The organism is Affinundibacterium nitidum (assembly GCF_014284155.1).
Classification (GTDB): Bacteria; Pseudomonadota; Gammaproteobacteria; order Burkholderiales; family Burkholderiaceae_D; genus Undibacterium; species Undibacterium nitidum.
Genome location: NZ_JACOFZ010000017.1, coordinates 1 through 10418, shown reverse-complemented (window position 1 = coordinate 10418; position 10418 = coordinate 1). Strand labels below are relative to the sequence as shown.

Annotated in this window: 2 protein-coding genes; both read left to right on the top strand. The window is 50.0% G+C overall.

All coding sequences use genetic code 11. The annotated features are described in order from the left end of the window. The first annotated feature begins 26 nt into the window (after window positions 1-26). The gene (locus tag H8K36_RS18810; protein WP_222611281.1) at window positions 27-9521 is read left to right on the top strand and encodes a cadherin-like domain-containing protein; all 9495 of its coding nucleotides are present in this window, start codon (window positions 27-29) and stop codon (window positions 9519-9521) included. A 182-nt stretch (window positions 9522-9703) separates the two neighbouring features. Next, window positions 9704-10418 (top strand): retention module-containing protein (locus H8K36_RS18805; protein ID WP_186918069.1); only part of this gene is annotated, 715 nt, incomplete at its 3' end.

Genomic DNA, 10418 nt, shown 5'->3' with positions numbered 1-10418 from the left:
TCACGATCACGACAGGCAAGGGCAGCTTGGTCTTAACAGGTTATAACTCCAGCACAGGCGTGGTGAGTTACACCTATGACCCAAGTGTCCAAAGTGCGAACAGCGATGTGACCGACAGTATCACCGTGGCAGTCACCGATGCCTTAGGCGCAACGAATAACGACAGCCTAGATATCCTCATTACGGATAGCAAACCAGTAGCGACAGGTGACATCAACAACATCACGGAAGATGCAGTACCGAACACAGTCACCGGCAATGTGATCACGAACGACACGGTTGGTGCCGATACGAATGCAACGCCAGTGACAGCAGGTACGTTCACCAATGCAGCAGGCTACGGTACCTTGGTCTTGAACAGCAATGGTACCTACACGTACACGCTCAACAACAGTAATGCGGCCGTCAATGGCTTAGGTGCCGGTCAAAGCTTGACTGATAGCTTTACGTACACCTTAACCGATGGTGACGGCAGTACGACGACAGCGACTTTGGTCATTACGATCAATGGTAATACCGATGGTGGTCCAACGGTCACGATCCCTGACAGCAATGCAGGTTCTGCGGGCGACATGACGGTAGCAGAAACGGCAACCGCGACAGCAAACAGTTTCACGGTTACCGCTCCTGCAGGTTTAGCAAGCATTACGGTCGGTGGCACCAACGTCACCTTGGCCCAATTAAATGCTTTAGGTGGTACACCGATCACGATCACGACAGGCAAGGGCAGCTTAGTTTTAACGGGCTACAACAGCGGTACCGGTGTCGTCAGCTACACCTATGACCCTGCGGTACAAAGTGCGAACAGCGATGTGACCGACAGTATCACCGTGGCAGTCACCGATGCCTTAGGCGCAACGAATAACGACAGCCTAGATATCCTCATTACGGATAGCAAACCAGTAGCGACAGGTGACATCAACAACATCACGGAAGATGCAGTACCGAACACAGTCACCGGCAATGTGATCACGAACGACACGGTTGGTGCCGATACGAATGCAACGCCAGTGACAGCAGGCACCTTCACCAATGCAGCCGGCTACGGTACTTTGGTCTTGAACAGCAACGGTACCTACACGTACACGCTCAACAACAGCAATGCGGCCGTCAATGGCTTAGGCGCCGGTCAAAGCTTGACTGATAGCTTTACGTACACCTTAACCGATGGTGACGGCAGTACGACAACAGCGACTTTGGTGATCACGATCAATGGTCAAAATGATGCACCGATTGATGGTGATGAAACGAATACCGTCACAGAAGACACTACATTAACAGTAGCAAACAATGCGGCTGGTGATTTGTTGAATAATGCGACGGATGCTGAAGGTCATACTTTAACGATTGCAAGTTACACGATTGCCGGTGTGGCTGGTACCCAGGCAGTAGGTGCTCCAGTATTGATCGCCGGTGTTGGTACGATCACGATTAATGCGAACGGTAGTTATAGCTTTGCTCCAGTGGCGAATTACACGGGTGCAATTCCTGTGATTACTTATACCGTCACCGATGGCAATGGTGGTACAGATACCTCGACCTTGACCTTGAGTATGACAGCGGTCAACGATGCGCCAGTCGATGGTGATGAAACGAATACGGTTACAGAAGACACGACCTTAACGGTCGTCGACAATGCAGCTGGTGATTTGTTGAATAATGCGACGGATGTTGATGGCAATGCATTGACAATTGCGAGCTTCACGATTGCTGGCGTGGCAGGTACACAGGCAGTAGGCGCGCCAGTATTGATCACCGGTGTTGGCACGATCACGATCAACGCGAACGGTAGTTACAGCTTTGCTCCGGCGGCGAATTACACGGGTGCAATTCCTGTGATTACTTACACGGTTAGTGATGGTAACGGTGGTACAGATACCTCGACCTTGACCTTGAGTATGACAGCGGTCAACGATGCCCCCGTTGATGGTAATGAAACCAATACCGTCACAGAAGATACGACCTTAACGGTGGCAGACAATGCGGCGGGTGATTTGCTGAACAATGCAACGGATGTCGAAGGTAATGCCTTGACAGTTGCAAGCTACACGATTGCAGGCGTGGCTGGTACGCAAGCAGTAGGTGCACCAGTCGTCATTTCTGGTGTAGGTACGATCACGATCAATGCGAATGGTAGTTATAGCTTTGCTCCAGTGGCGAACTATACGGGTGCTATTCCTGTGATTACTTACACGGTTACAGACGGCAATGGTGGTACAGATACCTCGACCTTGACCTTGAGTATGACAGCGGTCAATGACACGCCAGTCAATACTTTGCCAGCGAGCTACACGACAAATGAAGATACTTCACTCAAACTGAGTGGCTTGTCGATTGCCGATGTCGATGCAGGAAGTAGCAATGTAACTGTGACCTTGAGTGTGGCTAGCGGCACCTTAACGGCTGCCACAGCTGGTAGCGTCACGGTATCAGGTTCGGGTAGTGGCACCATTACCTTGACAGGTACAGTGGTCAATATCAATACGTATTTAGGTACTGTAGCAAACCAACCGACCTTTGCCCCTGTAGCAAATGCGAATGGTACGGTGGTGTTGACCATGACGACCAATGACGGTGGTAATACAGGTACGGATCCAGGTTTGACAGGCACAGCCACAGACGAGCGCGATATTGATACGATCAATATCAATGTCACAGCGGTCAACGATGCGCCAGTCGATGGTGATGAAACGAATACGGTCACAGAAGACACGACCTTAACGGTGGCAGATAACGCCGCTGGTGATTTATTGAACAACGCAACGGACGCTGACGGCAATACTTTAACGATTGCAAGTTACACGATTGCTGGTGTGGCTGGTACGCAAGCAGTGGGTGCGCCAGTATTGATCGCCGGTGTTGGCACGATTACGATCAACGCGAACGGTAGTTACAGCTTTGCTCCGGTGGCGAACTACACGGGTGCAATTCCTGTGATTACTTACACGGTTAGTGATGGTAACGGTGGTACAGATACCTCGACCTTGACCTTGAGTATGACAGCGGTCAACGATGCGCCAGTTGATGGTGATGAAACGAATACGGTTACAGAAGACACGACCTTAACGGTAGTCGACAATGCGGCGGGTGATTTGTTGAATAACGCAACGGACGCGGACGGCAATACTTTAACGATTGCAAGTTACACGATTGCTGGTGTGGCTGGTACGCAAGCAGTGGGTGCTCCAGTGTTGATCACCGGTGTTGGCACGATCACGATCAACGCGAACGGTAGTTATAGCTTTGCTCCAGTGGCGAACTATACGGGTGCAATTCCTGTGATTACTTACACGGTTAGTGATGGTAACGGTGGTACAGATACCTCGACCTTGACCTTGAGTATGACAGCGGTCAACGATGCGCCAGTTGATGGTGATGAAACGAATACGGTTACAGAAGACACGACCTTAACGGTCGCCGACAATGCGGCGGGTGATTTGCTGAACAATGCAACGGATGTCGAAGGCAATGCCTTGACAGTTGCCAGTTACACGATTGCAGGCGTGGCAGGTACACAGGCAGTAGGTGCACCAGTCGTCATTTCTGGTGTAGGTACGATCACGATCAATGCGAACGGTAGTTACAGCTTTGCTCCGGTGGCGAACTACACTGGTGTAATTCCTGTGATTACGTACACGGTCACCGATGGCAATGGCGGCGCGGATACCTCGACCTTGACCTTGAGTATGACAGCGGTCAATGATGCCCCCGTCGATGGAGATGAAACGAATACCGTCACAGAAGATACGACTTTAACGGTGGCAGACAATGCGGCGGGTGATTTGCTGAACAATGCAACGGATGCTGATGGTAACACCTTAACTGTTGCAAGCTACACGATTGCAGGCGTGGCTGGTACACAAGCAGTAGGTGCGCCAGTATTGATCGCCGGTGTTGGTACGATTACGATCAACGCGAACGGTAGTTATAGCTTCGCTCCAGTGGCGAACTACACCGGTGCTATTCCAGTCATCACATACACAGTTACAGACGGCAATGGTGGTACGGATACGTCAACCTTAACCTTGAGTATGACAGCGGTCAATGATGCGCCAGTCGATGGAAATGAAACGAATACCGTCACAGAAGATACGACTTTAACGGTGGCAGACAATGCGGCGGGTGATTTGCTGAACAATGCAACGGATGTCGAAGGTAATGTCTTGACAGTTGCCAGTTACACGATTGCGGGCGTGGCAGGTACACAGGCAGTAGGTGCACCAGTCGTCATTTCTGGTGTAGGTACGATCACGATCAATGCGAACGGTAGTTATAGCTTTGCTCCAGTGGCGAACTACACGGGCGCTATTCCTGTGATTACTTACACGGTTACAGACGGCAATGGTGGTACAGATACGTCAACTCTGACTTTGAGCATGACAGCGGTCAACGATGCCCCCGTCGATGGTGATGAAACGAATACGGTCACAGAAGACACGACCTTAACGGTAGCCGACAATGCGGCGGGTGATTTGTTGAATAATGCGACGGATGTTGATGGCAATGCATTGACAGTTGCGAGCTACACGATTGCAGGTGTGGCTGGTACGCAAGCAGTAGGTGCACCAGTCGTCATTTCTGGTGTAGGTACGATCACGATCAATGCGAACGGTAGTTATAGCTTTGCTCCGGCGACGAACTACACGGGTGCTATTCCTGTGATTACTTACACGGTTAGTGATGGTAACGGTGGTACAGATACCTCGACCTTGACCTTGAGTATGACAGCGGTCAATGACACGCCAGTCAATACTTTGCCATCGAGCTACACGACAAATGAAGATACTTCACTCAAACTGAGTGGCTTGTCGATTGCCGACGTGGATGCTGGAAGTAGCAATGTGACAGTGACTTTGAGTGTGGCTAGCGGCACCTTAACGGCTGCCACAGCTGGTAGCGTCACGGTATCAGGTTCGGGTAGTGGCACCATTACCTTGACAGGTACAGTGGCCAATATCAATACGTATTTAGGTACTGTAGCAAACCAACCGACCTTTGCCCCTGTCGCGAATGCGAATGGTACGGTGGTGTTGACTATGACGACCAATGACGGTGGTAATACAGGTACGGATCCAGGTTTGACAGGCACAGCCACAGACGAACGTGATATTGATACGATCAATATCAATGTCACAGCGGTCAATGACGTTCCAGTTGATGGTGATGAAACGAATACGGTCACAGAAGACACGACCTTAACGGTGGCAGACAACGCCGCTGGTGATTTATTGAACAACGCAACGGACGCTGACGGCAATACTTTAACGATTGCAAGTTACACGATTGCAGGCGTGGCAGGTACCCAGGCAGTAGGTGCTCCAGTATTGATCGCCGGTGTTGGTACGATTACGATCAACGCGAACGGTAGTTATAGCTTCGCTCCAGTGGCGAACTACACCGGTGCTATTCCTGTGATTACTTACACGGTTACCGACGGCAATGGTGGTACAGATACCTCGACCTTGACCTTGAGTATGACAGCGGTCAACGATGCGCCAGTCGATGGTGATGAGACGAATACGGTCACAGAAGATACGACCTTAACGGTAGTCGACAATGCAGCGGGTGATTTGTTGAACAACGCAACGGATGTTGAAGGCAATGCATTGACAGTTGCGAGCTACACGATTGCGGGCGTGGCAGGTACACAGGCAGTAGGTGCGCCAGTATTGATCGCCGGTGTTGGTACGATCACGATCAATGCGAACGGTAGTTACAGCTTTGCTCCGGTGGCGAACTACACGGGCGCTATTCCTGTGATTACTTACACGGTTAGTGATGGTAACGGTGGTACAGATACCTCGACCTTGACCTTGAGTATGACAGCGGTCAACGATGCGCCAGTTGATGGTGATGAAACGAATACGGTTACAGAAGACACGACCTTAACGGTCGCCGACAATGCAGCGGGTGATTTGTTGAACAACGCAACGGATGTTGAAGGCAATGCATTGACAGTTTCGAGCTACACGATTGCGGGCGTGGCAGGTACACAGGCAGTAGGTGCGCCAGTATTGATCGCCGGTGTTGGTACGATCACGATCAATGCGAACGGTAGTTATAGCTTTGCTCCGGCGACGAACTACACGGGTGCTATTCCTGTGATTACTTACACGGTTAGTGATGGTAACGGTGGTACAGATACCTCGACCTTAAGCTTGAGTATGACAGCGGTCAATGACACGCCAGTCAATACTTTGCCAGCGAGCTACACGACAAATGAAGATACTTCACTCAAACTGAGTGGCTTGTCGATTGCCGACGTGGATGCTGGAAGTAGCAATGTGACAGTGACCTTGAGTGTGGCTAGCGGCACCTTAACGGCTGCCACAGCTGGTAGCGTCACGGTATCAGGTTCGGGTAGTGGCACCATTACCTTGACAGGTACAGTGGCCAATATCAATACGTATTTAGGTGCTGTAGCAAACCAACCGACCTTTGCCCCTGTAGCAAATGCAAATGGTACGGTGGTGTTGACCATGACGACCAATGACGGTGGTAATACAGGTACGGATCCAGGTTTGACAGGCACAGCCACAGACGAACGTGATATTGATACGATCAATATCAATGTCACAGCGGTCAACGATGCGCCAGTCGATGGTGATGAAACGAATACCGTCACGGAAGATACGACCTTAACGGTCGCCGACAATGCGGCGGGTGATTTGTTGAACAACGCAACGGACGCTGACGGCAATACTTTAACGATTGCAAGTTACACGATTGCTGGTGTGGCTGGTACGCAAGCAGTGGGTGCGCCAGTATTGATCGCCGGTGTTGGCACGATTACGATCAACGCGAACGGTAGTTACAGCTTTGCTCCGGTGGCGAACTACACGGGTGCTATTCCTGTGATTACTTACACGGTTAGTGATGGTAACGGTGGTACAGATACCTCGACCTTAAGCTTGAGTATGACAGCGGTCAATGACACGCCAGTCAATACTTTGCCAGCGAGCTACACGACAAATGAAGATACTTCACTCAAACTGAGTGGCTTGTCGATTGCCGACGTGGATGCTGGAAGTAGCAATGTGACAGTGACCTTGAGTGTGGCTAGCGGCACCTTAACGGCTGCCACAGCTGGTAGCGTCACGGTATCAGGTTCGGGTAGTGGCACCATTACCTTGACAGGTACAGTGGCCAATATCAATACGTATTTAGGTACTGTAGCAAACCAACCGACCTTTGCCCCTGTAGCAAATGCGAATGGTACGGTGGTGTTGACCATGACGACCAATGACGGTGGTAATACAGGTACGGATCCAGGTTTGACAGGCACAGCCACAGACGAACGTGATATTGATACGATCAATATCAATGTGACACCTGTGAACGATCCGACGACAATTGGCGGTAATAAAACGGGTACCGGTTCAGAGGACGGAGGTGCGATTACTGGTACCTTGACGGCGACGGATGCAGACGGTTTGACTGATGGCACGATCTACAGCGTGACTGCTAATAGCACGAATGGTGTAGCAAGTATTAATGCAGCGACAGGCGCATGGACTTACACGCCAAATAAGGACTACAACGGTGCAGATAGTTTCACAGTAACAGTAACAGATGACTTGGGCAATACAACGACACAAGTGATCAATGTAAGCACAACATCGGTGGTTGATATTGTTAATGACACTGCAACAACTGCTAAAGACACGGCAATCTTGATTACTTCAGCAAGTTTGCTGGCAAACGATTCATTTGAGGGTACTCCCACGGTGACGGCAGTGGGTGGTGCGACAAATGGAACGGTGAGTCTGTCAGGTGGCAATATTACTTTCACGCCGACTACGAATTACACAGGTCCAGCAAGCTTTACCTATACCGTGACTTCTGGAGGTGTGACGGAAACAGCGACAGTGAACGTGACGGTTAACCCAATTACCACTTTAAGTGTCAAAGACGTCCAATTCTGGACCTTCAACGAAGGCAGTGGAACAACAACCACTAACGTTTATCCTACAACCGACCAAGTTGGAACGTTGACGGATGGAACTGCTGGCGGAACTAATTTGACGCCAACGTTCACCGCCAGTGGGCATGAAGGTGCTGGAATGCAATTTAACGGTGTTTGGAGTAACACTAGTGCATCCCGTGATGGTGGGTATGTTGCATTGCCAACTTCAGTCACAGATCCATTGCGTGGTGATGGTGCTGGCGGTGGTACTGGATCACTTGCTTTCTGGATTAAGACTACACAGACCGGCGGCACAATCGGTTGGAATTCGCCAAGTGTCATTGGTATGGAAAATAACGGCGGTACGATCGATGCGCAGTGGGGATGGTTGGATAGTACTGGCCGTATAGGTTTCGGTATGGCGGATGATGCAGGGATTATGAGTACTGGCGCCGTGAATGATAACGCATGGCATCACGTTGCTATCACTCATAATTTTGCTACGGGTGCCACAGAGGTTTGGGTTGATGGTGTGCTCAACAGTACAGGAACGTTACAGGCCGGTAAAGTTTTGCCTAATAAGTTCTTGGGCTTTGGTGTTACGCACGATGACGGGGCAACGACGAACCGATATCTCAATGGTACTTTGGACGATATTCGTATCTATAACACTGTCTTGACGGCTGCTCAAATTAAGGCCATTTATGCAGTTGAAAACAATGCACTGGGTGCGAGTGCTGTGATTGACAATGATGGTGGCTTTGAGCGTTTTGCGGTGACGGCAAGTAACTTCACGCAGTTGACAATCACTGGTGCTCCGGTGGGCGCCGTATTGTCGGATGGCGCTGGTGGCCATACAGCAACGATTACTAGTGCCGGCCAAGTTGTGGATGTCACGGCCTGGACGCATGCTGAATTGGGTGTTAGTGGACTTGGTACAAACTCTGCCCAACTCGAAATTGTAGCAACTGGCTCAGGCCCCGGAAATACAGTTACCCAATACGTCAATGTCATTACCGATTCGACGATCTTTAACGGTACGGCGGTGGCAAATACTCTCACAGGAACTGCAGGTTCTGACTTTATTTCGGGTGGAGCTGGTGCAGATAACTTGAGTGGTGGAGCCGGTGATGATCGCATCTTTGGTGGTACTGAAAACGATACGATCAGTGGTGGTGCAGGTAAAGATGTGATTCTTGGTGGTCAAGGTAGTGATAATCTCACCGGTGGTACTGAAGCAGATACCTTTAAATGGTCATTAAATGATAACGGCACTACTGCGGCTCCAGCAGTTGATACCATCACAGATTTTGCCACAGGTACTTTTGCCTCTGGCGGTGATCGTCTCGATTTGCGAGATCTACTCGTGGGTGAGAATGCAAATACACTAGACAAGTTTGTGCATTTTAATTGGGATGGAACGAATACGACTGTATCGATTAGTACGACAGGTGCATTCACCGCGGGTCATACTGTTGGAGGTTCTTTTGCTGATGTTACTGGTAATACTGTGCAACAGATTGTGTTTAGTGGCGTCAATCTCACCAGTGGTTTCACGAATGATCTGCAGGTCATCAATGATTTGATTGCGAAAGGGAAGTTAATTACAGACTAATCGTGCAATCATTGCTTTTGCTTGAAGAAAAGGGGGCCGAGAGTCCCCTTTTTTATTGCTCGCGGAGTGAATTTTTGTTAAATAAAAATAAATTTTTATTGACTTGTACCTTAGTACAATTGTTATGAAGAAGTTACTTTGCTATTGTCAGGACGATATAAGAAACCGTCCGGAGTAAAGACATGGCAAGCACAGCAAATACAAGCAATATCATCGGTAAAGTGGTGGGTCTCAAAGGTGGAGCGATTGTTAAATCGCCGGATGGGTCGCAGCATGTTTTAAAAGTCGGCGATATTGTGTATGAGAAGGACGTGATCGTGACGGCCAATGGTGGTGAGGTCGAGATTGCGTTTGATGCAGGCCATTCCTATGTAGTACGTTCTAATGAAACCGTCAGTTTAGATGCTACGGTCTTCGCTCCTGGGCAGGTCGAAGTGGCGGCAAATGCGTTATTGCCAGCGACGACGAGTACGGTTGATCAAGACATTTCCAAAGCGATTATTGGTGGCAATAGCTTAGACAAGTTGTTGGAAGAAACGGCAGCGGGTTTAGGTGGTGGCGAAGCTGGTGATGGCAATGGCTTTGTGCGTTTGGATCGGATTGCGGAGAATGTGTCGCCGTTGAGCTTTGACGGTGCGGTGGTTGAGGGTGTAACACAGCCCTTGTTTGAAGCGGCGCCGCCAGTGCAGAACACGGGTGTGGAAGTGTTGTCGGTGAGTGGTTCAAGCTCAAGCGAAGGCACGGCGCAAGACTTCGTGGTGAAGTTAAGCGGCACATCAACGACGCCAACGACCTTGAATTTGTCCTTGCTATCAGGCAGTGCGACAGTGGGCGTGGATACAGTGAGTCAATTAGTGTCGGTGGATGGCGGCACTACCTTCGTTCCTCTTTCTGGAT